The 21,670-nt window shown below is 65.0% G+C and carries 25 protein-coding genes and 1 pseudogene; 4 read left to right on the forward strand and 22 right to left on the reverse strand.

All coding sequences use genetic code 11. The features are described from left to right. Nucleotides 1-82: 82 nt before the first annotated feature. The 3 genes from ACFYYW_RS44755 to ACFYYW_RS44765 form a co-directional block, all read right to left on the reverse strand. Nucleotides 83-970, reverse strand: coding sequence for a hypothetical protein (locus ACFYYW_RS44755; RefSeq protein WP_387659542.1), 888 nt, complete (start codon nt 968-970; stop codon nt 83-85). Continuing rightward, a complete protein-coding gene (locus ACFYYW_RS44760) occupies nt 970-1,257 on the reverse strand; it encodes a helix-turn-helix transcriptional regulator (protein WP_387659831.1) in 288 nt (95 codons plus the stop codon). Before ACFYYW_RS44760 ends, ACFYYW_RS44755 begins: the two co-directional genes overlap by 1 nt. Before the next feature lie 87 nt (nt 1,258-1,344). Next, nucleotides 1,345-2,517 carry a DUF3631 domain-containing protein gene (locus ACFYYW_RS44765; protein WP_387659545.1) on the reverse strand — a complete coding sequence of 391 codons (1,173 nt, stop codon included), beginning with the start codon at nt 2,515-2,517 and terminating at the stop codon, nt 1,345-1,347. A 228-nt stretch (nt 2,518-2,745) separates the two neighbouring features. On the opposite strand from ACFYYW_RS44765, the gene ACFYYW_RS44770 reads away from it, so the two are divergent. Beyond that, the gene (locus ACFYYW_RS44770) at nt 2,746-3,276 is read left to right on the forward strand and encodes a hypothetical protein (RefSeq protein ID WP_387659548.1); all 531 of its coding nucleotides are present in this window, start codon (nt 2,746-2,748) and stop codon (nt 3,274-3,276) included. A gap of 118 nt (nt 3,277-3,394) precedes the next feature. Here the strand turns inward: ACFYYW_RS44770 and ACFYYW_RS44775 are convergent, their stop codons facing one another. The 15 genes from ACFYYW_RS44775 to ACFYYW_RS44845 all read right to left on the reverse strand — a co-directional run bounded on the left by ACFYYW_RS44775 (nt 3,395) and on the right by ACFYYW_RS44845 (nt 13,054). Continuing rightward, nucleotides 3,395-4,294, reverse strand: coding sequence for a bifunctional DNA primase/polymerase (locus ACFYYW_RS44775; protein ID WP_387659551.1), 900 nt, complete (start codon nt 4,292-4,294; stop codon nt 3,395-3,397). Between the two features lie 88 nt (nt 4,295-4,382). Beyond that, entirely contained in the window at nt 4,383-5,435 is a 1,053-nt protein-coding gene (locus tag ACFYYW_RS44780; protein ID WP_387659554.1) for a phosphoadenosine phosphosulfate reductase family protein, read from the reverse strand. 135 nt (nt 5,436-5,570) lie between these two features. Continuing rightward, on the reverse strand, nt 5,571-6,041 hold the full coding sequence (locus ACFYYW_RS44785) for a single-stranded DNA-binding protein (protein WP_387659557.1): 471 nt from the start codon (nt 6,039-6,041) through the stop codon (nt 5,571-5,573). 28 nt (nt 6,042-6,069) lie between these two features. Beyond that, nucleotides 6,070-6,288, reverse strand: a complete 219-nt coding sequence (locus tag ACFYYW_RS44790) for a hypothetical protein (RefSeq protein ID WP_387659560.1) — start codon at nt 6,286-6,288, stop codon at nt 6,070-6,072. A gap of 138 nt (nt 6,289-6,426) precedes the next feature. Continuing rightward, nucleotides 6,427-8,712: a cell division protein FtsK gene (locus tag ACFYYW_RS44795; RefSeq protein WP_387659562.1), complete on the reverse strand. Its 2,286-nt coding sequence runs from the start codon at nt 8,710-8,712 to the stop codon at nt 6,427-6,429. A 115-nt stretch (nt 8,713-8,827) separates the two neighbouring features. Further along, on the reverse strand, nt 8,828-9,685 hold the full coding sequence (locus ACFYYW_RS44800) for a hypothetical protein (protein ID WP_387659565.1): 858 nt from the start codon (nt 9,683-9,685) through the stop codon (nt 8,828-8,830). Between the two features lie 111 nt (nt 9,686-9,796). Next, nucleotides 9,797-9,958 carry a hypothetical protein gene (locus ACFYYW_RS44805; RefSeq protein ID WP_387659568.1) on the reverse strand — a complete coding sequence of 54 codons (162 nt, stop codon included), beginning with the start codon at nt 9,956-9,958 and terminating at the stop codon, nt 9,797-9,799. After that, nucleotides 9,955-10,338 (reverse strand): RRQRL motif-containing zinc-binding protein, encoded by a 384-nt coding sequence (locus ACFYYW_RS44810; RefSeq protein WP_387659571.1) that lies wholly within the window; start codon nt 10,336-10,338, stop codon nt 9,955-9,957. Before ACFYYW_RS44810 ends, ACFYYW_RS44805 begins: the two co-directional genes overlap by 4 nt. Then, nucleotides 10,335-10,793, reverse strand: coding sequence for a DUF3307 domain-containing protein (locus tag ACFYYW_RS44815; protein WP_387659574.1), 459 nt, complete (start codon nt 10,791-10,793; stop codon nt 10,335-10,337). The genes ACFYYW_RS44810 and ACFYYW_RS44815 overlap by 4 nt, the downstream gene beginning before the upstream one ends. Nucleotides 10,794-10,869: 76 nt before the next feature. Then, nucleotides 10,870-11,091: a hypothetical protein gene (locus ACFYYW_RS44820; RefSeq protein ID WP_387659577.1), complete on the reverse strand. Its 222-nt coding sequence runs from the start codon at nt 11,089-11,091 to the stop codon at nt 10,870-10,872. Between the two features lie 33 nt (nt 11,092-11,124). Next, entirely contained in the window at nt 11,125-11,298 is a 174-nt protein-coding gene (locus tag ACFYYW_RS44825; protein ID WP_387659580.1) for a hypothetical protein, read from the reverse strand. Between the two features lie 263 nt (nt 11,299-11,561). Beyond that, nucleotides 11,562-11,744, reverse strand: coding sequence for a hypothetical protein (locus ACFYYW_RS44830; RefSeq protein ID WP_387659583.1), 183 nt, complete (start codon nt 11,742-11,744; stop codon nt 11,562-11,564). Nucleotides 11,745-11,763: 19 nt separating this feature from the next. Then, nucleotides 11,764-12,009, reverse strand: coding sequence for a hypothetical protein (locus tag ACFYYW_RS44835; RefSeq protein WP_387659586.1), 246 nt, complete (start codon nt 12,007-12,009; stop codon nt 11,764-11,766). Nucleotides 12,010-12,658: 649 nt separating this feature from the next. Continuing rightward, a complete protein-coding gene (locus tag ACFYYW_RS44840) occupies nt 12,659-12,817 on the reverse strand; it encodes a hypothetical protein (protein ID WP_387659589.1) in 159 nt (52 codons plus the stop codon). A 99-nt stretch (nt 12,818-12,916) separates the two neighbouring features. Continuing rightward, on the reverse strand, nt 12,917-13,054 hold the full coding sequence (locus ACFYYW_RS44845) for a hypothetical protein (RefSeq protein ID WP_387659592.1): 138 nt from the start codon (nt 13,052-13,054) through the stop codon (nt 12,917-12,919). A gap of 312 nt (nt 13,055-13,366) precedes the next feature. Here ACFYYW_RS44845 and ACFYYW_RS44850 point away from each other — a divergent pair, with 312 nt between their 5' ends. After that, nucleotides 13,367-14,056: a GntR family transcriptional regulator gene (locus ACFYYW_RS44850; protein ID WP_387659595.1), complete on the forward strand. Its 690-nt coding sequence runs from the start codon at nt 13,367-13,369 to the stop codon at nt 14,054-14,056. 57 nt (nt 14,057-14,113) lie between these two features. Here the strand turns inward: ACFYYW_RS44850 and ACFYYW_RS44855 are convergent, their stop codons facing one another. From ACFYYW_RS44855 to ACFYYW_RS44870, 4 genes are all read right to left on the reverse strand, one after another. Next, nucleotides 14,114-14,947, reverse strand: coding sequence for a hypothetical protein (locus tag ACFYYW_RS44855; RefSeq protein ID WP_387659597.1), 834 nt, complete (start codon nt 14,945-14,947; stop codon nt 14,114-14,116). Between the two features lie 125 nt (nt 14,948-15,072). Continuing rightward, nucleotides 15,073-16,128: a Shedu anti-phage system protein SduA domain-containing protein gene (locus ACFYYW_RS44860; RefSeq protein WP_387659600.1), complete on the reverse strand. Its 1,056-nt coding sequence runs from the start codon at nt 16,126-16,128 to the stop codon at nt 15,073-15,075. A 60-nt stretch (nt 16,129-16,188) separates the two neighbouring features. After that, a complete protein-coding gene (locus ACFYYW_RS44865; protein WP_387659603.1) occupies nt 16,189-17,223 on the reverse strand; it encodes a hypothetical protein in 1,035 nt (344 codons plus the stop codon). 557 nt (nt 17,224-17,780) lie between these two features. Beyond that, nucleotides 17,781-18,176, reverse strand: a complete 396-nt coding sequence (locus ACFYYW_RS44870; protein ID WP_387659606.1) for a tyrosine-type recombinase/integrase — start codon at nt 18,174-18,176, stop codon at nt 17,781-17,783. A 108-nt stretch (nt 18,177-18,284) separates the two neighbouring features. Between ACFYYW_RS44870 and ACFYYW_RS44875 the strand changes: the two are divergent. After that, a pseudogene (locus ACFYYW_RS44875) lies at nt 18,285-18,572 on the forward strand (transposase); the annotation flags it as partial. A gap of 423 nt (nt 18,573-18,995) precedes the next feature. Next, on the forward strand, nt 18,996-20,237 hold the full coding sequence (locus ACFYYW_RS44880) for an IS256 family transposase (protein ID WP_387659609.1): 1,242 nt from the start codon (nt 18,996-18,998) through the stop codon (nt 20,235-20,237). Nucleotides 20,238-21,670: the final 1,433 nt, after the last annotated feature.

The following is a 21,670-nucleotide window of genomic DNA, read 5'->3' on the forward strand; positions in this document are numbered from 1 at the left end:
CGCCGCGATCTGGCACAACTGGAACACCGGCGCCCCCGTGAAACGATCACTGACCGCCTACGACCATTGACCCAAATTCACATCAGCGATCTAGCTCGGGAAGGATGACGTTGTCCTTTCGGAGCCTGACTACTTCCTCGGGACGTAGCCCCGCGTAGTAGATGACGGCGAAGAACGCGACCAGCCGCTTTCCGCTGGGCTGTTGTGCTTCCACTGCGGCTAGTAGGCGGCGCGCTTGAGTGTGGTTGACGACGCTACGTCTGTCTACTTCGTAGGTGACCCGCGGCGGCTTCCACTTCAGAGCCTTGATCGGGTTGGAATCCAAGAGCTTCAGCTCTACGGCGTAGTCCATGGCGTTCTGCAGGATGGTCTTGTGCCGGCGAATCGTGCTTGTGGCAGCGGTCTTGCCGTTCAGGCGGGAGGTGGCGGAGTCGAGCAGCGCACGGACAGTGGCCGCCTCGGTCAGGGCGGAAACGGGACGGGTGTTCTTGGCCAGCCACGCCAACACCTCGGCCGTTTCCTCGGACGCTTCGGCGCGCTGTTTCGTGTTGAACCCCCATCGGCGCATGGCGGTTCGAAGGTCGAGGTCAGACGGTTTGCCTTTGCCGCTCGTGAGCATGGCCGGCGTGGCTGCTGTGAGGGCGCGGGCGATGTCTTGCCGGTACTTCGCCGAGGCGGCCTTCCACTTGAAGTCGGCGAACTTGCAGGCGAAGTCGTACCAGGTCATCTCTGGCCGCTCAACGCGGCTCCATTTCACCGGCTCGCCGGTGGCCAAGCTGAACGGCTCACCCTCCCGAGCCGCGGTGAGCAGCTTGCTTCGGTAGGCATCTGCCTGCGCACTCCTCTGGAAGGTCCGCTTCCACGGTTTGCCATCCGTGGACCACTGGACGCGGTATGAGGTGACCTTGCCTGCGGCGTTCTTACGGACCTCGGTCTTATGAACGCGAACGCGGTAGGTGGTGTTCTCCATCAGGCGGCGTCCTCTCGGGCGTTCAGCCATGTGTCGAGGTCGGTACGACGGATTCGTAGGTCGCCGTTGGGCAGTTTGATGCAGCGCGGGGCGCGGCCCTTCTGTCGCCAGTCGTAGAAGGTGGATCGGGAAATTTGGAGTTCGGCGCAGATCTCGGGAACGGTGAGCATCGCGGGCAGGCGGGTGACGGTGGCCATGGCGGCGCGTTCCTTCCGGGTGTGCGTGATCGGAAAGAGGTTCGGCGCCCTCGGCGGTCGTGCTAGGCGGCTTGCCGCCGAGGGGCCGATGCCAGGTTGGGAGGGGTAGCCGTTTCAACCCGTTACAGCCGTAACATCGCAGGTCAGGGGCGAAACGGCTTGTTGCGGTGTTACGGGTTAAGCCGTAACAGGGTCGTAAGCCGTATCGCCTTGACCTGCAGTGTTACGGCTGTAACGGCTGTAACGGCTACCCCGCTCCAGATGCAGAACGTCGGCCTCCGGAGCGGGTTCCAGGGTCGGGCAGTAGCGCGCCCACGCGTCGGCGAAGTCGCCGCGGCGGTAGCCCCTCAGCGGACCGTCGGGGAAGCGAATCGCGGCCGGGCGGATGTCGTATTCGCGCAGCATCGTGCCGAGTCTTATGGGTGTCAGGCCGGCCGGTCCGTGCTCGTTCCATTCGCCCTCGGGGTCGGCCTTGAGTCGTTCCAGGAGTACGGCGGTGGGCAGTGCGGTGTTGGCGCCGAATGCGGCGCGGCAGGCGGCCAGCAGCCGCACGCGCGCCGATGCCTGGTCGTTGTCGTCGGCCTCGGCGGTGAGGGCCAGGGCGGCGGCGCGGGCACGCTCGGGCCAGGTGCCGGCGGCGTGGTCGCCGACGATGACCAGGGGTTCCCAGGTGTCGGCGGCGCGGTCTTCGACGGGCATGGCGGGTTCGGCCTGTTCGAGGGTGTCCAGGTCGGCGCGGAGCCACTGGTTGAGGTCGGCGGCCAGGTCGCGCAGTGGTGTGCGGTCGCGGCGGTGGCGGTACGGGGCGGCGGTTTCGCCGGGTGCGCGTCGGCGCATGCGGACGACGACGGCACGGTCTTCGATGGTGTCGGGCATGGCGCCGATGCCGGCGAGTGCGGCCATGGCGAAGGTCGGAATGCTTTCCACGCGGTTGGTGGCGGCGTCGTAGCGTTTGGCGGGCCGGTTGCGCTGGTGTCCGGCGTTGAGCAGGCCGCGTAGGTCTTCGTTGCCGTCGGCCTTGGGGCCGAAGATGGTGTCGGCTTCGTCCACGAGCATGGTGGGCGGGTCGTCGGTGATGGAGCGGTAGACGGCGGCGCTGGATGAGTTGACGGTGATAAACGGGTTGTGACAGGTGGCCTCCACGATGTCGAGTAGCCGGGACTTGCCGCACCGCTTCTCCGGCCCCCGGATGACCAGGCGGGGCGCGTGCGCCCACGCAGGTTGGGCGTGCGTAGCTGCGATCCATAGTGTTACGGCGTCGGCGGCCTCGGGCGTCGGCAGGATGACGTAGCGGGTCAGGACGGCACGCAGCCGGTCGAGTAGCGCCGCGCCGATCGGGTGTTGGGTCATTGTGGGCTCCCCCTTGGCGGTGACGGTGCAGTTATTGATCCGTTTGGGAGGTTGGGCAGGTGGCCAGGGTGGGTGACACTTGAGCATGTGACGGACCTCACAGACGCGTCGGGGCAGCACAGTGGTGAACCGCGAAGGGTGTTTCGTCCGCTGGCCGGTGAACCAGATCCGTTAGGCCCGCCTGCGCCGACTAAGGGGCGAGCGGGGTGGACGGAATCAGAGAGTCCGATGAATAACTTCGCCTCGGAACGCGAGCTGGTGGATCGGGTGCTGGAGCGGATGCAGCCCTGGTTTCACGTTCAGCGTGAGGTGGTTGGCACATCATGCTCGGGGCGTCGGCTGCGAGTGGATGCGATGTTGCGGCCTCGTGATGTGGCGCAGTGGCGCAATCGCGATGTGGCGTTCGGGGTGGAGTTCAAACTGCCCGACCGGTATGCGGGGTTGAACGTCTACACCCGGTGGCTTGCGCAGGCTGTGGACTACACGCACGTGCATTGGGACGGCTACGGGCGGCGTATTGTGCTGACCTGCCCCGGAGTCACCTCCTACCTGAAGGATTATCTGCCAGCCCGCGACGGCCGGGCGTCTGAGGTGCTCGTGGTCAAGCGCGTTGCTGGACAACTCGGTGTCGGCGAGTTGGTGTTGCAGTGGGGATACGGGCTAACCATCTTGGTCAACGGGGAGCGCATTTGGTCGGAGCGCGCTGGGGTCCACAACGGCAGGTACTGGGACCTGACGCCTCGGGAAGGATCGCGGTAGCAGCGCGCTACACAGTGGGCAGTCTGCGGTGAGATGGCGGGGACGGCACGCGCCGTAGCGCAATCCTGAGGCGATCGTTCGGGCCACATCGCTGAGGGACAGTCCACGTGCCCCCGGCTCATGCGGCCACCGTCCGGGGGCGTTTGGCTCCAGCTTTGAGCCCTGCCGCGATGGTGTAGGTGATCTCGCGGTGGGTCTGTCCTACGGCCGCCCCTTGTTGGTACAGCAGGGTTGTGACCTCGGCTTCGGTCAGAGCGCCACCGGCAACAAGTTGCCCCAGAGCGACGGCAGCGACCCACAGGGTGTGGTTTCGCTGGCCGGGTGGAGCGGCAGCGATCCGGTCGGCTTCGCCTTGCAGCGCAGCGTTCAGGTAAGTGCTGCGGCGGCCTTGCGGTGCGGGGATGGGCACGGGCGGCTGCTGTGGGTGGACTTTAGGAACAAGCGGCTGGACCAACAATGGGGGGAGTGGGGCCGGGCTGGTGTTGTGGATCACCTCGTAGTGGCCAGTACCGTCGGGCAGATCTACGTAGCTGCCGGGTCCGAGGACGTATCCGCCATGGGCGCGGGTGTCGATCAGCCATCCAAGCTTGCCTTTCGTGCTGCCCAGGGCCGGCGTCTCCGGGGCGGTGTAGTACAGGTGGGTGCCGCCGCGCCGGGTGCGGACGGTGAACGTCTCGAAGGGCAGGGGTTGGCCTGCGCGTTCGCACAGCAGGGCTAGGACATCGGCGCCTTCGGTGACGCCGGGTAGGTCCCAAGGAGACGGGGGACGAAGCCCCTCCATTCCGGGTTTCGGCTTGTCCAGGTCCACCACCAGCAGCCCGGAAGGTCCGCATGCGATGCCGATGTTGTACGGGTGGCGCGCCCACCAGCGCCGGATTAGACCGGGGTCGGTGGTGGCGTGGGCCTCCCAGTCGGTGAAGCCCTTAATCGGTGGCTTGTCGCCTACGGCGAGCGGGAAGACATGCCACCCGCGCGTGGCAGCGGCCAGGGCGTAGCGCAGTTGGCCAGGTGCGGTCACGGGTTCTCCTTCCTTCCAATGTTGAAGGGGGCGGCCTCGGCCCGCGGTTGCTTGGCGGCTGTCGCCGAGGCCGCATACCGGCCGGCGGTCACGCTGCTTGGGGCAGCGTCGGCGCGGGTGTACAGGCCGGCGTGAGAAGTCCTTGCTTCGCCCAGAGGTCCATGAGGTCGGTTTGGCCGTCGCCGCTGGGGCACTTGGAGCAGAGCCGGCCGGCGATGCTGCCGGGTTTGGTGGTGTCGCGGCTCCCGGGCGGGCGTTGCCCCCACTTGCAGGCGGTGATGCCGGCGGCTTCGACCTTGGCTTCCAGGGAGCGGATGCGGTAGGCGGTCTGTGGGTAGAAGAATTCGATCTCGTCCAGTTCACCGTCTTTGGCAAAGCAGCCGCACTCGCACTCCCCAGACATGTGCAGATGCTGGGAGACGGGGTTGCAGGGCAGGTGGAACCGGCGCCGGTATTCGGCCATCTGAGCGTTGGTGAAGTGCACGATGGGTGAGCACCAGATGATGCCGCCTTCAGGGTCGATCTCTTCGGCGTTGCGCATGCGCCGTTCGGACTCGTCCCAGCGCATGCCGGCCAGGTAGAGCACCTTCTCGCGGCGGCCTCGCGTGCCGATGATGGCGGCGCGGTTGCGCTGCAACGGCTCGTCTTTGAGCCGGCGATACATGACCTTGTGCGAGTCCCCGCCCGGGCCAGGGAAGCCCTTCCAGACGGGGCGCCGGCCGGCGTTGGGGCCGGTGCGAGCGAGCACCCGACCCAAGACGAGATCGTCGTAGGAGTCACGGGGGTGCAGCTCGCGCAGCGGCAGGTTCCAAGCCTGGGCCACGTCGCGGACGTGCTGGCGGGTCTCTTCGATGCCAATGCCGGTGTTGACGTGCACGACGGCGTCATGCGGGCCGGAGTCCAGGTAGCTCTGAGCCAGGTGCAGCAGGACGCTGGAGTCATTGCCGCCGGAAAATAGCGCTTGACGGGCCACGATGGGGTAGCGGTCCAGAGCTTCGGCGATGATGTCGTGGCTACGGGCGATCGCCTGATCAAGGGTGCGCGCCGGCGGAGGTGCGGAGGCCTTGACGGGCTGTTTGGCCACGGCGTCCGGCATGCCGGGCAACATCGGGTCCAGGTTGCTGGCGTAACGGCGACCCATCACATCTCCCTGGCAGGCGAGTCGGTGTGCGAGATGTTCACGATCAGGGGCCTTTCGGTGGGGGCTGTGATCGGAGGGCGGCAGAGCCTCGGCCGCGGCCTCGACTGCTTGTCGCCGAGGCCGCGCCTGGTTCACCTAGAACGGCGGTTCGTCGCCCTGCCACTGGCCGCCGGTGCCGGCGGGGGTGGCGGTAGCCCATGGGTCGGCGGGTGCGCCGACTGTGTGGCCGTTGTTGCCAGTGCGCGCGGCCTTCTGCGGTTTGGCGGTGGCGAACCGCACGCTGGGGCCGATCTCGTCCACGGTCATCTCGGTGACGGTGCGCTTGTCGCCGTCGCTGGTCTCGTAGGTGCGCATGCGCAGCCGGCCGAAGGCGATGACGCGGGTGCCTCGGGCGAGCGATTCGGCGACGTGCTCGCCGAGGTCGCGCCACGCCGAGCAGCGCATGAACAGGACCTCGCCGTCCTTCCATTGTTCGACGCTCTTGTCGTAGGTGCGGGCACTGGAGGCGATGGTGAAGCTCGCCACGGCGGTGCCGGTCTGGGTGAAGTTAAGCTTCGGGTCGTCGGTCAGGTTGCCGACGATGGTGATCGTGGTCTCTCCGGACATGGCGGGATCTTCCTTCCGGGTCTTGGAGTCAGCGTGTGCCGTCGTGGTGCAGGCGGCGTAGGTAGACGAAGAGCTGCCAGCCGAGGCGGGGCCGCATGCCGGTGCCCTCGCAGGCGCGGCAGGTGCGGTTCTTGCCACCCGGGGCGCAGCGCCGGCAGATGCCCCACGGGGAGGCGTAGCACCAGCAGGAGTAACAGAGCGTGATGATCGGTAGGCAGACGACTAGCAGGGCGATGACGGTAGCCATGGTGGCCTCCGAGCCGGTTTCCGGGGTTGTCACAGGTCAGCACCTAGGCGCTAGATCCCTGTTGAGGGGCGATTGTGGGGTCTAGAGGAGCCTCTAGACCTAGAGGGGGCGGCCTCTAGGTCTAGAGGCGATCTGGGGTCAAGAAGCCGCCCCAGACGCCCGACTCTTGTCACGCTGGGTGATGGAGTTGAGGATGTCGTCACGGGCGATCCCGATCCGGTTGGCGCCCTTGCCGCCGCCCTCGGGCGTGCCCCACACCTGCATCGTCTTGATGCCGTAGGGCTTGAGTGCGGTGGTGAGTTGGCCGGTCTTCGCGCCGCCCTCCAGCGCTGCCCATGCGCTGTAGGCGTCGGGTCGCAGGTCGCCGAGGCGGTCCACCACGACCTCGTTCCACACCTTGGCCTCGGCAGGCGGGACCACGGCCAGGATGTCGGCCAGCAGGTCGAACGCGGGGGTGACCAGTTCGGCGCGCTCGCCTGCCGCATGGCCGGTGAGCAGGCCAGCGCCGTGGCGCAGGGCGTGGGCGCGGTCGGCGATGCGCTGGGTGGCGGGGGTGTCGAGGTAGGCCGTGCGCACCACCTTGGGCATCGGGGTAGCACCCAGCAGGTAGCCGATGCCGGCATCTACCTTGGGCTGGAACACCGTGGCGCGGATGCCGTTCTTGTACGCCGAGGTTCCGAGGATCATGTCGTTTTCGAGTTGGCCGGCGACGCGCAGGCAGAACCGGATGGTGACGTTCGCCGAGATGCCGGTGGGCAGGCTGTCCTTGTCCGGGCGCTGAGTGGCCAGGACCAGGATCACGCCGAGGGCGCGCCCCAGCTTGATGATGAACTCGGCATCCTCCCCCGCCTTCGCGCCGTACTCGTCGTGGGCGAACAGGTTTTGGCACTCATCGAAGATGGCCACCAGCGGGTGTAGGCCCAGCGATCGCTTGTCGGCGATCTGCCGGGTGACCTTCTTGTCCGGGCACAGGTCCGGGGGCAGGGCCTTGAGCGCGGCGGCGCGGCGCATGACCTCCTTGCGCAGCAGCGTCAGGGAGTCGGCGGCGTAGGCGATGGCTTCGTCTTCGATGCCGGAGACGTAGCGGTGGCAGTTCTGTTCGTGCGGGTCCAGGTCGCCGGTGCCCTTGAGCTCGTGAATCCACATCTCGGTGGACGGGTCGAGGGCGGCGCCGGAGGCGAGCACGCGCACCGATGCGGTCTTGCCCTGGCCGGGCTGGGAGCCGATAAGGATGTTTTGTTCGATGAGTGGCACCGTGATGGCTCGGCCGCGAGGGTCGCAGCCGAACGGCACGCCCTTGAACACGTCGTGGCTACTGGCCTTGACCAGCGGCGACTTGACCACGGTCTTGGACAGGTCCTTGTCTCCGACCCAAAGGATCAGCCGGCCTTCGTGGATGGTCGAGTCGCCTTCGGGCCAGATGCAGCCCAGCGGGCGGCGCAAGGCGCCGGACATCTCCTTGCGCTTGTCCAGGATGTTGCCCACGGTCACGCCGTAGGGCAGGTCGAGGTCAGCGCGCCAGCCGGGACCGTCGCGGGTGATCGGAGCCACGAACCGGATCGCGTCCTTGGGGTTCTTGGCCATGGCCTGGTTGATGCCCGCGATGCCGAGCACGGTCAGCGCGCGGATCACGATGTCGCTGGTCAGCTTCTCCACCGCAGACGGCACCACGGCGCGATCGATGAGCGGGCGGTCGGCGGGCTTACCGAGGATGCCCAGCAGGGCGAGCGCGGCGGCCAGGGCTGCCCACTGCACGATGCTGGGCTGGTTGGCCACGATGATGGCCGCGATCAGCAACGTGACCAGCGCCAGGCCGGAGATCCACACGCGCAGCCGGACGCGGGAGTCACGCTGCCGCGACAGTTTCAGGTACGCCTCGGGTTCGGCCTTCTGCACCGCGGCCAGCCGTACCGGCTCGCCCTCCAGGTCGAACGTCCAGCGGACCATGCCGCCCACCATGCGGACCAAGCCGCGCGGGGTGCGCAGGGCCAGCCGTCCGGCATACAGCGGCGTGCGGGTGAGCTGGTAGCCGGCGACGTGCGCGTAGTGCAGGCCGACCCAGCGCAGGGTGTCGGTGGCCTCGGCGGGCGAACGCAGCCACAGCGGGATGATCGGTTGGCGGGTGCGCGCCTTGGCCTCCAGGTCGGCGCGCCAGTCGTGATGCTCCCCGCCGGGCTGGTCAACCCGGATGACCTGGCCTTCCAGCGTCGGGCGGTCACTGGCGGGGGCCGGGGTGGTCGGCTCGGGATCGTCGGGGGCGGGGCGGTAGGGGTGGCGGCCGGCGCGGGCGGCATCCAGGTTGACGACGTCCGCCCCCTTGCCATCGCCCGTCTCGGTGGCCTGGTCGGTGATGTCGGCGGGCGGCTCGGTACCGGCGGGAAGCGGTTCGGGCTGGTCGGCGGGGTTGAACGGGTCATGCGTCATGATGGGATCACCTCGTGTGCGTTGCAGCGGGCGGGGTGGCAGGGTGCGGCCGGCGTCTTGGCGGATGAGGCCGCACCCTGCGCGGGTGCGCGGTGAAGGACGGCCGGCGTGGTCATCACGCGGCTTCCTCGGCGAGGGCGTCACGGACTGTGCGGGCGTCGTCCATGCCGCAGCGAAGCGCCCGCTGGAGCTTGTAGGCGCTGGGGTTGGCGGGCAGGGTGCCGGCCGTGATGAGGATCTGTGCGCGTTCGATCAGCGGGGCCACCTCGGCGGCGGTTCGCCTTACCCGATCATCGGTGTTTGCGCTGTACGTAAGGCCGGTAAGCCCGCCGCCGGCGTGGGCGTGGTCCAGTCGGGAGAAGGCGGCCAGGATGATCGGTAGGGCGGCGACGATAGCCACGGCCACGACCGGTCCCAGCGTGTGCAACACCAGTCGGGAGAAGGTGAAGTCATCGTCGGTCCAGGGCAGGTACGGCCAGGCGTTCATGCCGAGCGTGAGCCCGAGGAACTGGTACTCGATGCGGATCAGCTTGGGATCGTTGAGCGGCTGCCCGCGGGTGCCCAGGTAGGCGCGGGCGCCGACGACGACCAGCAGAGCCAGGGACATGAACGGCTCGACCAGCCAGGCGAAGATCCAGCCGGGCGACCATGCCTTGGCACCGTCGGCGGCGAAGTGCTGCACGCCGGCAGTCGACCAGGCCAGCGCCAGCGTCAGCGCCACCATGGCCGCGGTCACCAGCAGGCGCCGCATTCGGGCGGCTTGCCAGGCGCGCATGGCCGGATCCTGCCCCAGCAGGTGCAGCCGTGCGGCCTCGTGGGCCTTCTTGCGCCGCTTGCGCACGCGGGGGGTGTCCAGCAGGAGCGGCGTGTCGTCGTCCTGGAGGGTGGCCAGCGCGCGAGCCTCGGCGACCTCGGCGCGCAACCGGCGCACGCGCTTGGTGTCGCCGACCTCTTCTGGGTCGTCCAGATCCACGGGCGGAGGGGGCGGCGAGGTCGGGACAAGCAGGTGGCGTTCGATCTCGGCCAGCGCGCGGGATACATCCTCCGGGCTCGGCTCGGGAGTCGGTGTAGCCAGGCTCATGGGTCACTTCTCCTTTCCAGTGATGGTGATCGCGGCGATCAGGCGGTTCAGGTCGTCGGCGACCTGTTCAAGCACGTACTGGCTGTCGCGGTGCTCGTCGTCCAGCTCGGCATCGATGTGCGCGTGCAGGCGTAGCAGTTCGGCGCGGATCTCAGCCGGGGTCATGCGGCAAGCTCCTGAGCGCAGTCGAGGCAGGTGCCGAGGTGGCGCGGCAGCACGTAGCCGACATCGCGTAGGCATTCGGGGCAGGTGCGGCGGGCGGCGTTGGCCCTGCCGAGGGCGATGCGCTGGCGCGCGGTGGCGGTGCGCTTGGGCAGGGCGAAGCGCACGTCGTAGAGGTAGGCGGCGCGGATGCCGCCGGGAGTGCGGTAGCGGCGGGAGCGCCACAGCACTTGGGCCTGTACGCCCTGCCCGCCGGGCCGCAGCCCCTTGGCGGTGAGCTGCCGCCGGGTGAGCAGGTGCGGCGGCGCCATCCTCCACGGGTAGGTAGGGAGGCTGTACCGGTCGCCGGCCGGGTCCCAGAAGGCGGCGCGGATGCGGCTCATGCCTGGCCTCCAGTGATGATCAGGGCGGCGATGAACAGCCACGCCACATGCCAGGACTGGTCGAGGGCGTAGGCGCCGGTGCCCAGATGCGGGGCGTCGTCGCGGCCTTCGCGGGGCTCGCCTAGCCGGTAGAAGTCGCTCTTGCCAAGCAGTCCGGCGAGCCGGGCCAGGGTGTGGCGCCGGTCCGCCCAGTAGTGGGAGGCAGCGTCCACCAGCAGGCCAAGTACGAGCGGTGCCGCGGTGAGCCGCAAGCCGGTCACCGCCATGACCGCAGCGATGGCGAACGCCTTGGTGAGGGTGAGCGTGGCAACATGGGTCAGGCAGGCGCGGAAACCGGCGACGGTGCGTGCGCCTTTGCCGCATGCCTGCCGGTGAGTTTGCACCCAGTGGTCTCCCACGCTGTGAGCGGCATACAGAGCTGCGAACGCCCCAGCGAACGTCGCAACGGCGGTCATCGCCCACCCCACAGGGCGGCGAGAAACATCACGGCAAGGAACGCGCAGACGACAACCAGCGCGGGGCCGAGGATAGTCATCGCACCTGCACCTCGGCCTCGGCCAGCTCAGCGGCGGCCTCGCTCAGGAGGTCGTCGAGGATGTCGGCGGCGGCGGCGCGGCGAGCCCTCATGTCCTCCCAGCTCTCGCCGGGCAGGACCGGCACGATGAGGTCGGGGTGCATGTGCGCCAGCACGTAAGCCACGGCCCGGACGTCTATGTCCGCGGACCTGGTCGTCTCGATCGGGTAGGGCATCATGGGGATCACCTCGCTGGTCGGGTGGATGGGCGGTCACTTGCTGACGGTCTTGATGAATTCGGCGAACTGCTGCGCGCCGGTCACGATGGCCTCGAAGGCCCACTTGACCGCCACGGCAGCGCCGTGAGGGTCGGTGAAGAGGTAGATGCCGAACCCGATCAGGAACAGCGTCGGCAGGAACCGGCCGACGCTCTTGGCAGGCTGCATGGGAAGCTCCCGTTGGTTGTGGTGAACCCGGCAGAGCAGCCGGAGTGCCCCGGCAGGGAGTCGAACCCTGCCTGCGACCGTCGGGGCGGTGGATCGGGGCGCGCGTCAGCGCTGGACGACGGGCTTGTCCCGGTCGTGGTGGGAGATGGCGACCGTCAATTCATCGCGGTCCAGTCGTTCGGCCAGCGCCATGGCGAAGGTTGCTGCCCGGTGTCAAGGGATGATCGGGCCGCACTCAGGTGCAAGCTGACCGCAGCACCTGGTCAGTAGTGCACGTCGAGATCACCGTCGCAGTAGCGGACAACCCCGCCCGCTTTCGCCGTGATCTTGACTCCGTTCGGGGTCGTGATCGAGCCCTGGGCAACGAAAATCGTGCCGTTACGGCTGGTGACCGTCTTTTCGCGCTTCGGCTTGTCCGCCTTGCTGTTCTTCTTGCTCTTTCCCATGATTCTTTTCTCCTTTGGTTTAGCCATTCAGCCGGTCGGGCTCCAGCGAGAAGAACAGGACGTTGAGATTGGCTGCGCGGGTCTTGCTCTTGGCCAGCTCGCAAACCTGCATGTAGACGTCCATGCGAGAAGCGCCGGCTGGGAGGTCCACCGTGCTGGCGAAGGTGGCGTTGCTGAAGCCGCTGCCCGTGGGCCATTGCACCGTGACCATCCACATGTACGTGTCCTGGTCATTCGTGGTAGTCGGGGTCTTGACGGTGTCCATTGCGTTGGTCCTTTCGGCGGGGATGGTTGGAGATTCGGCAGTGGCGTGACGGAGTGCCCCGGCGGGGAGTCGAACCCTGCCTGCGACCATCGGGGCTGATTGACGGGAACGGGTTAGCAGGAGTGACACGGCCACGGGCCGGGGCCGTAGACGATGACCGTGCGCTCGTGCAGGTCTCGGCGGATGCGCCGAGTGAGAGCGATCCAGCGGGGGCAGTCGCCCACCCACCTCTCGCTGCCGTGCGGGTTGTAGAACTCGACAGCTTTACGGCGCTTCATCATCGGCGGCCTCTGCGCCCAATGACCGGCATGGTTTGCGACAGTTCGCGGTCGTACGCCTCACGAGCGCGCGGGTCCTCGGTGCCCCAGTCGGGCTGGTGGTAGCGGTGCTCGGCATCGCGAATAAGCCGGCCCTGCGCCCTGGCGTAAGCCTCGTCACGCGGCGTCTGTGACATGCTGGACATCTCCTTTGGTGGAGCCGGCGGCGCGTTCTTCTCTTGGCGGGGTAGGGCGCGCCATCACCGGCAACGTTGCGGACGAACGTGCTTCCTTTCGTGATCGGAACTGCGCCTGCGGCGCGTTGGCCAGTGCCCGCCCGGGACTTGCACGCCGGGTGTCTGCTGGTCGGGCTTTGCTCGGATATGCAGTTGTCAGGCGCCGCCGTCCACCTCGACGTAGACGCGGACACTCGGCTGCATGGGCGCCGAAGGGCACAGCCCCTTAATCGCGGTGATGGAGAACGTCTCGCATAGGGTCAGCACGGCATCTGCGACCTCGGCCGGCTCGCCGACCAGACGAATGGACAGCATCAGCACTCCTTGTGGATAGTGGGAACGCGCATGGCCGGCATGGGCCGGAGCGCCCCGGCAGGGAGTCGAACCCTGCCTGCGACCATCGGGGCGGACGATCTACTTGTCGTTGCGGATGGCGTTGACCTCGCTCAGGAACGCGGTGGCCTGATCGGGTTCCATGAACGACGCGAAGTCGTCCAGGTCCGTCTGGCTCAGGTGATCGGCGTTGCCGAGAATGCGAGCGAACATGCTCATGGCTTCTCCTGGTGGCTGGTGAACATGGATCAGTACGCAGGGCTTTTGCCTGCGGAGCCGCCTTTTGTCGGGAGGCGGTGGCCCTTCGGCGTCGCTGTTGAGTTAGTCATGCAGCACCAATCGCGTCTGGCCCGTCAGCCCGAGCGGTTTCGTCAGCGTCGGCGCGCGATCCCGTCGGACCGCCTTCCGAGTACTGCCGGTGATTCACCCCCTCGGGGCTGCTCACTAGGGCTAGCGTATACACTAGTGCGTATACGCACAAGCCCTAGGTATACAATGGTGTGTATACGCTGGTCAGGGAAGCATCGAAGAGTGTCCGAAGGGACTGATCGCGCAGTGACAGAACCGGCTTACGTCCGCATCGCAGGCGAGTACGCCCGACGTATCCGCGGCGGGGACATCCCGCCCGGCATGCAACTGCCGACCTACGCTGAGATCGCCGAACGCAACGGTGTGTCAGACATCGTGGTTCGGAAGGCTGTCGAACTACTCCAGAGTCAGGGGCTTGTTCGAGTCGTACCGCGACGTGGGGTCTACGTCGCCAACCGCCCCAACCTCATCCGTGTGTCTCCTGAGCGCCAGATGGAGAGCGCCGAGCACTCGTTCCAGAACGAGTCCGACCAAGAGGTCCAAGTAGAACGTGAGACTGAGCGGATCCTCGCCACGGACGAACTCGCGCAGGCTCTCGGGGTCACAGTCGGGGAGGAGATCAATCACGTCATCACCAGGGCGACCGAGGATCGACGGCCAATCTCGATTTCCGACACCTACACGCCGTTGGGTGTCACCGACATCTCGGGGGCCGACTTCCTGGAAGAGACCGTCTCCGACCGGCTACCGACGCCAGAGCATGCCGAATGGCTGCGTACAAACCCTGGCGATCTGGTCAAGACGGTCTACCAGCGGTTCGTCTCGGCTGATGACCGGGTCATCATGATTTCCCGCATCTCCTACCCGCGAGATCGCTACGACGCGTTCGTGTTCCGCATGGCCCTCAAGTAGAGGTACGACAAAGGGGGCGCCGAACAGGTCGGCGCCCCCTTTGTCGTACGCGTGTTCTTAGCTCCGGACCCAGCCCTGGGCCATGTCTGCCTCCGCCCACCATGAGACGAAGGACGGATCTACGGAGTCCAGCCGCCATCGAGCGGACAGTGCGTCGAAAAAGGCGTCATTGCCGGTCTTGCCCCCCTTTGGCTCGCCGACGTAGATGAGTCGCTCGCCCCCGGCATTCTCGAACTGCGTGAGCGCGTCAGACGACATGGTGTCTCCCCAGCCAGGTGGCCAGCAGAGGAACAGCACGTAGTCCGCCGACTGGGCACGGGTCGCGAACTCGGCCAGGCTGCCCACAGGGTGCCAGACATTGGGCTGGCCGGCCGCTCCGGGGAATGAGACGTTTGCGGCCTTGTCCGGTGGTGCCGAGTCGTACGCCTCAACGGTCAGTCCTGCGTGCGCCAACTGTGCGGCCCAGTACCCTCGACCGGCACCGAGTTCCACGACCGGGACATCAGCGCAGAAGCCCGCCATCCATTCGATGGTCTGGGGGGCAGGAATCGCGTACGCGTAGGACGCCTGTAGGAGGATTTGCGCGAAGGCGAGTCGCGCGCTGCCCTCTGGGTGGCCACCGTTCACCACCCGGCGACCCTCGTGTTCGACCACGGCCGGTTCAACGATGTCCCAGTAGGGGTTCGGGCTTACGGCGTCGCCACCAGTCATGAAGTGAACGAACCGCAGGTCGAACTGTGCGTCGGCTTGCTCGTCGCCGGTTCCTCCCAGCCTTGCCGCCATGTCCAAATACTCCGCCACCTTCGGGTATTCGGCCTGAAGTCGTTGTTCGTCCTCCAGCAGCGCGGTTAGTTCGTCCCATCGGCTCGATGTCATGGTCAGCTTGCCCATACTGCAAGTTTCTCGCACTACACGCGCCCATGCCATGCTTCTTGGGAGTTGCCTGACGACTGTGTCGTCCGGCATGTAGGTCCCCCCTCATGCGGCCGACCTAAGGGAGCTACAGAACCAGGCGGCTACTCGTCAAAGTATCCGTTGGTCCAGACAAATCTGCTGCCTCTTGTCCGGCCGCCTAGAGCCTGCTCTCGCCAATACTGCCATCGCTTAATTAGGTACGCCTTTCGCTCTTCTGAGATCAGGGGCGCGGACCCCAAAACTTGCCCTATCTCTGCGATCTCCGAAGCGAGGGTTTTGGTAGAGCTTCCCGTCCTTATCGTGGGAGGCATAGCAACCAGCTCAAACTCCGCGCGTATGCCAGATATAGTAGAGCAGTTTTGTGCGTCTTTCTCCGGGCGCAACTGATCGAAGGTGTACAGAAACTCTGACCTGCGAGGTAGAAAATCCCGCTTTCTTCTGAGATGCTCAGGTCGCTCATGTCGACTACTGTCGCGCTGAAATTCCGAGTCTCGCCCATAAATGAGCAGAAACTGTGGTTCTATCCTCCTGTCGCTGAATTCTGGAGGTATGTATGCATGCCGGAATGCCAGCGCGTTCTCCGGATTGGTGAACCACACTTTCCACTCAAGAAGCTGATCGAGGGCTTGGGTTAGTTCGGCTGCTGATTGACCACTAGAAGTGAACCAAGGCTTGCCTGGGGCTTCAATCTCAATGCACAAGACGTGCACTGTCGCTGTATCCCTTCGAACCCACATGAAGTCAGGAATCCGATCTCGCCCCAGCCCCTTTAGGCGTGGCTGTGTTATTACGGCATCCCAGCACGGCCCGTGGTGTCCTCGCCCAACGTCATCCGCAGCACCTGGTAGCAGGGAAGGATGCTGCTCCAGGAATGCTTGCACGAGCGTTTCTGGCGGGTTTGATTGCAGGAGCCTACGCCACTCCTCGGTAAGCCATGATTCGTATACGTCCCAGGCTATTGCCTGAGGTCGATCCGGCTCGCACCCATCATCGTTTCGAGTGATTCCATCACTAATTCTACTTTCATGGGACGAATCAAGCTCGGACTGATGGACGAAAGTCGCACTCGCCGCTGCCTCGTAACTCCCGTACTCTTCTAAAATATTGAGCTCTTCTGCGGAATGACTATAAGATGAACTAGGGGGACTTTCCATCATAATCCTCCCAAGATTGGTAGACGTCTGGGGGTCTCCCTGGCGTTGTTGCTTCAGATAGGGCTAGAACGGTACCTCCTCCTTCCAGCCCTGTGGTTTAACTGCAAGCCTTCCTGCATCAAACAGTGCGATGGCATCCTGCAATGCCTGGCTGAACGAATCGTAGTCGACCCAAACTTTCCCCCGCATGTGGTCGAGCCAATCATCTTCATGGAGTCTGGATGCAGGAATCCCATATGAGGAGTCTTTAATAGTCTTGATGCCAGTTTCTGTAACCGCCCACTGTGGTGGACAAATCTGTATGACCCGCCCTAGGGGGTTGTAGCCACTACTCTTACTGTGCGCGATTTTCAGCAGGGAACTCAGATCTGCGAAGATTTGTGCAGAGTCGAAGTCTCTATCTCCAGGGTATAGCCGGTTGGCCAGCAGCTTTTCCCCTAGAGTAACAAGAATATCCTCCGCTCTCTCTTCCTTGTGCCAGCCGATTGCGTCGATAGGCGCTCCATCCTGATCTTCAATGAAGAGCTCAACTACCCAGCCACCCTCATCATCCTCGATGAAGTCGAATCGTAGATAGGTAGACGTATCGAAGATTTCAACACGAGGGCCACGCTGTGCTACCAGTCCTAGAGTCTGGGCACGATTAAGAGCTCCTGCCACGGATGCTACTGAGGGCGCTTTATCGACCGCTTCAAAGGCTAGCTCATCCTCTCTGCGAGCTTCATTGAGGCGCTCCATCACTCTCGCAGATAGTTCTTCCCTTGTAGCCTGGAGTTCGTCCTTCGTAAGCGCTAGCTCATCCGACAGAGCTGATATCTCCGTTGCGGTCTCTTCTTGTCGTTGCTGAATCACGGTCTGAACATCTTGAACCTCGTTGAGGCGACGCTCGGTACGTTTTTGGATGAGAAGAAGTGGACCGAACAGAAGAAAGGTTGCCCCGATTTCGACCAAGACTCCAGAGGGCCAGGATTGGTCCTGAATACTCCAGGAACCCCAAACGCATAGAAGTCCCATGAGGCATATGGCGGCCACCAGCCGCCAGTTCTTCGCTCTAGCGAAAAAGCGCGACAGCTTGAGGCGCAGATTGCGGAGACTCACGATAGCGCTCCCCGGAAAGGCTCTGTGTTCCGGTTGGTTGACAAGGCAAGGGTACGGCAGAACCCCAGAGGGGGGTGTCCGTCTCTCACTTCTAGCCCCCTCCTGTCTCATGCCTGAGCGCTCTGTATGGCTCGCTGGCGGCGTTCTCCCGATCGCCTGATGCCATCGCATGCAGCAGCCCCTCGAAGCGGCAGGGGGAGCTTTCTGCCTTGATCTTTCCCCAATGTCTCCCCGTACAGCGTTTGCAATAGGAGCAGAGGAACAGTCTCAGCAGGTCAGCGGTATTGTCTGGACGGTTTGACGCTCTGTCTTCTAATCCGACGGTCGCAGGTTCGAATCCTGCAGGGCGCGCTTTGATCATGTTCTGACCTGCGGGTATGGGGCGTCGGATGCGTTCTAGAATTTTCGTCTAGCGGTTGCGTGCTCCGTGCGTGCTCGGTCACACCAACCCTGCACACACCATGATCATCCGCCATCCCGGGCCGGCCCGAGAAGAGTAGCGGCCCGCCTGGCCGCGAGCAGGCGACGAATGCGGGGCCGGACGCTAAATCCGACTGTCAGCTCCTCAATGAGATGACTCTCCTGGTCTCGCTCCGCTCTCCCTTGCCGAACAGCAGGGCCGCGGTCTTTTCGGCCGCCGCGGTGGCCACCTGCGGGTAGACGGAAGTGTAGGTGTCGGCGGTGAACGCGCTGAAGGTGTGGCCCAGCGTTTCCTGCACCACCTTTATCTCGACCCCGGCCGCCAGCATCAGCGAGGCCGCGCCATGCCGGAGGTCGTGTAGCCGGATGGGTGGCAGGCCGGCCAGGTAGGCCAGCCACAGGAACTGGTCGGAGACGCGCTGGGGTGCCGGCGGTTGCCGTCGGGCTGGGTGAACATGAACCCGGAGTTGATCCACGCCTCGCCCATGACCCATGCGTTCCTGCAGTTGCTGCTGCCGGTGGGCGCGCAGCACTTGGGTGGTGTCGGTGTCCAGGGCGATGGAGCGTACTGGGCTTGATCCGGTTTGACGGACATCCGAGATCAGGGGCTTGTCCCCGGAAGGATGTCCATGATGGAGAGCATGGGGAAGAAGAAGCCGCGTCCTCGCCGCTCGTTCACACCGGAGTTCAAGGCCGAGATCGTCGAGCTGTGCCAGCGCGGTGACCGCTCGGTCGGCCAGGTGGCTAAGGACTTCGATCTGACCGAGACCGCGGTGCGCCAGTGGATCCGCCAGGCCGAGGTCGACGCCGGTCAGCGGGACGGGCTGACCAGCAGCGAACGCCAGGAACTGAAGGTGTTGCGGCGGGAGAACCGGCGGCTGCGCGAGGACGTCGACATCCTCAAGCGAGCGACAGCTTTCTTCGCCAAGGAGACCCGGTGAACGTGCACCCGTTCATCGAGGCGGAAAAGCATAGGCCGCGGACAGTCCAGGCGCCGGCAGCAGTATCTATCACCGCACGTCTGGCCTGCCGCCACCTGCCGAGCACGTCCTCACGCATCTGCTCGAGCGAGGCTTCCTGACCATTGGCGAACACGCTCACCGCCGCATACTGACCACGACCTCGCCGGATGGATGGGCGTTGTAGGCAACTTCGATCCAACCTCCGGCGAGGTCCCTGTCAAGCCTGCCCACGTCCGCGATCTCATGTTTACGCGCAGAACTGGCGCGAGGAAGGGGTTGCGTCCACGGGAGTGGTGTACGAGTTTGACCTGGTCACAAGCGTGGCGGCCGTGAAATGGAGACGGCCATCGCGTGATCCTTCGAGTGCGAACAACGAAGGAGATCAAGGCGATGGCCGCAGACAACAGTGTGACGCCTGAGCAGTGGCTGGCGAAGCAGATCCAGACCGATGACCCTGACGTGTTGCGGTCCATGGTCAAGACCATGGCCGAGGCGTTGATGTCGGCCGAGGCCGACACCCTGTGCGGAGCGCCGTACGGCCAGCGCAGCAACGAGCGGACCAACGCGCGTAACGGCTACCGCCGGCGGGAATGGGACACCCGCGCCGGCACCGTGGAACTGGCGATCCCCAAGCTGCGCTCAGGCTCCTACTTCCCTGACTGGCTGCTGGAGCGCTGCCGCCGCGCCGAGCAGGCGCTGATCAGCGTGGTGGCCACCAGCTACCTGCTCGGGGTCTCGACACGGCGGGTGGACAAGCTGGTCGAGCAACTCGGCATCAAGCACATCTCCAAAAGCCAGGTCAGCCAGATGGCCAAGATCCTGGACGAGCAGGTCGAAGCCTTCCGCACCCGGGCCTTGGACGCCGGCCCCTACACCTTCCTCTGGCTGGACGCGCTGACGCAGAAGGTGCGTGAAGGCGGCCGCATCATCAACGTGCACTGCCTGGTGGCCACCGGGGTCAACGCCGACGGACGGCGGGAGATCCTCGGGCTGGAGGTCACCACCGGCGAGGACGGCGCGGGCTGGCTGGCGTTCCTGCGCGGCCTGGTCGCCCGCGGTCTGTCCGGCGTGCAGCTGGTGATCTCCGACTGTCACCGCGGGCTGGTCTCGGCGATCGGCGCCGTACTGGCGGGCGCGTCCTGGCAGCGATGCAGAACCCACTACCTGCGCAACCTGCTCACCTGCGTGGCCAAGAGCGCGCAACCGTTCGTGGCCACCCTGGTGCGGACCATCTTCGACCAGCCCGACGCTGTCTCGGTGCGCGCCCAGCACGCCTGGGTGCTGGACGCGCTGGAGGCCAAGCACCCGGCTGCTGCTGAGCATCTGGACGCCGCTCGGGAGGATCTGCTGGCCTTTGCCGCCTTCCCGCGCGAGATCTGGACCCAGATCTGGTCGAACAACCCGCAGGAACGGCTGAACAAGGAGATCCGCCGTCGCACCGACGTGGTGGGCATCTTCCCTGACCGAGCCGCGATCGTCCGGCTGATCGGCGCCGTGCTGGCCGAGCAGAGCGATGAGTGGGTCGAAGCTCGCCGCTACATGGGGATGGACGTGCTGGCCAAAGCCCGCCTGCGATGCGTCCCCGGCGACACATCCACCCCGGCTCCGATCCCGCAGACACTGACCGCTTAACCTGCAGATACAGGATCACGCGAAGATCGACTCATACACCACATCCGTGGACGCGACCGAGGAAGGTTCGATGGTCCGAGGGCCCCACGATTACGCCCTACCTTTCGTTCAACTGGGGCGACTGAGCGATGAGATATATAGATGGAATCTAGGTGCTGCCGCTAGGGTTATTACCCGCTATGCAGATGAAAGCCGTAATTATTACACGCAGTGCACAGTACATGGCTAGTTAGGGTCTTGCGGTATAAAACCGTCCAAAGATACGCTCTGTGTGCTTGGTGCTGCTCTGGACCTTCCGTGGCAAAGAAGGTGTTCCACGTAGGAAAAAGAGAAGCGTATGGCGTTCTCGTTGGCTCGGAGTATGAGTAAATGCGTTGTGGACAGTTTTCTGTGCCGTAATTCAAGCTTTCTGGCGCGCTCCAATCCTTGTCGGCGTGCTGCCCGGTCTAAGTTCATGTTTGTCTTGCCGGTGAAAGCTGTCAGTGGCGAGCTTGTTGTCTATGGGAAGAGAGGCCCAGACACGCCAGCACGGCAGTGGGAAACAATTGGCGCGTTGCCGCCTCCGGTTGATACGGATGCCGCGACGAACAGTATGAAGAGCGAGTCGTCCAAGCGGGATCTGCGTCTGCGCGAGGGCGCCTGCTGCCCGAGGGGCGGTTCGATGGAGAAGCCCGGGCGCCTATGTGGGCACAATCCGCCAGGGATCAGGAATAAGCTCACCTGTATCGCTCGTCCTATCCCGCCTACGTCTCGTCCCACAGCCCATTCGTAGGGTTCGCGGGTCGCCTGTGTAGTGGCGGCGGGGCGAGGTGCATCTGGACCGCGCGTGTGTCTGTCCCGGCTTTCAGGTGGCGGGTACGACCTGCTACGAGATGATGCCCGAAGGAGCGGGATTATTGCGAGATTTGTCGGTGCTGAATGCGCTTTCAAAGACGGCGATCTGGTGATGCGGCACGAGATTCTGATCGACAGGCGCAGATGCCCGACTGGACGATGAGCCGGAGCCGGCGCAGTATCTCCCGGGGGCAGAGAGGTCAGGAGTGCAGCTAGGCGGCCCACTCCTCCAGGCGAATTCCACCTTGGTGTCGCGGTGAGCTGTCGTTCGAGGACGGTCATCTGGTGGCGTAGGACGAGGGTCGTCACGTCCTTGCCCCGATCGTGTATTGGCGGCGATCGCAGCACGGCGAAGTTGTTCGTGACAGTGAGATAGACCAGCCGGAGGAGCTCAGGCGATCATCATGTCGCACTGGGATTCCTCTCCTGGGGGCCGGAATTGCGTTTGCTGCGCTAAGCACTGCAAGGCCATGACCTGGGGGAATGGCATTATCGGAAGGTGCGGCCGTAGGGTGCGGGCAAGTGTCGTCCCCGCGCTGGGAGCTGTGCAGTCATTCTCGAGTGTCACGGGCGGGCAGCTGAACCAATCGCCGCCGCCG

Origin of the sequence: Nonomuraea sp. NPDC001831 (genome assembly GCF_042892035.1) — a bacterium.
Taxonomy (GTDB): Bacteria; Actinomycetota; Actinomycetes; order Streptosporangiales; family Streptosporangiaceae; genus Nonomuraea.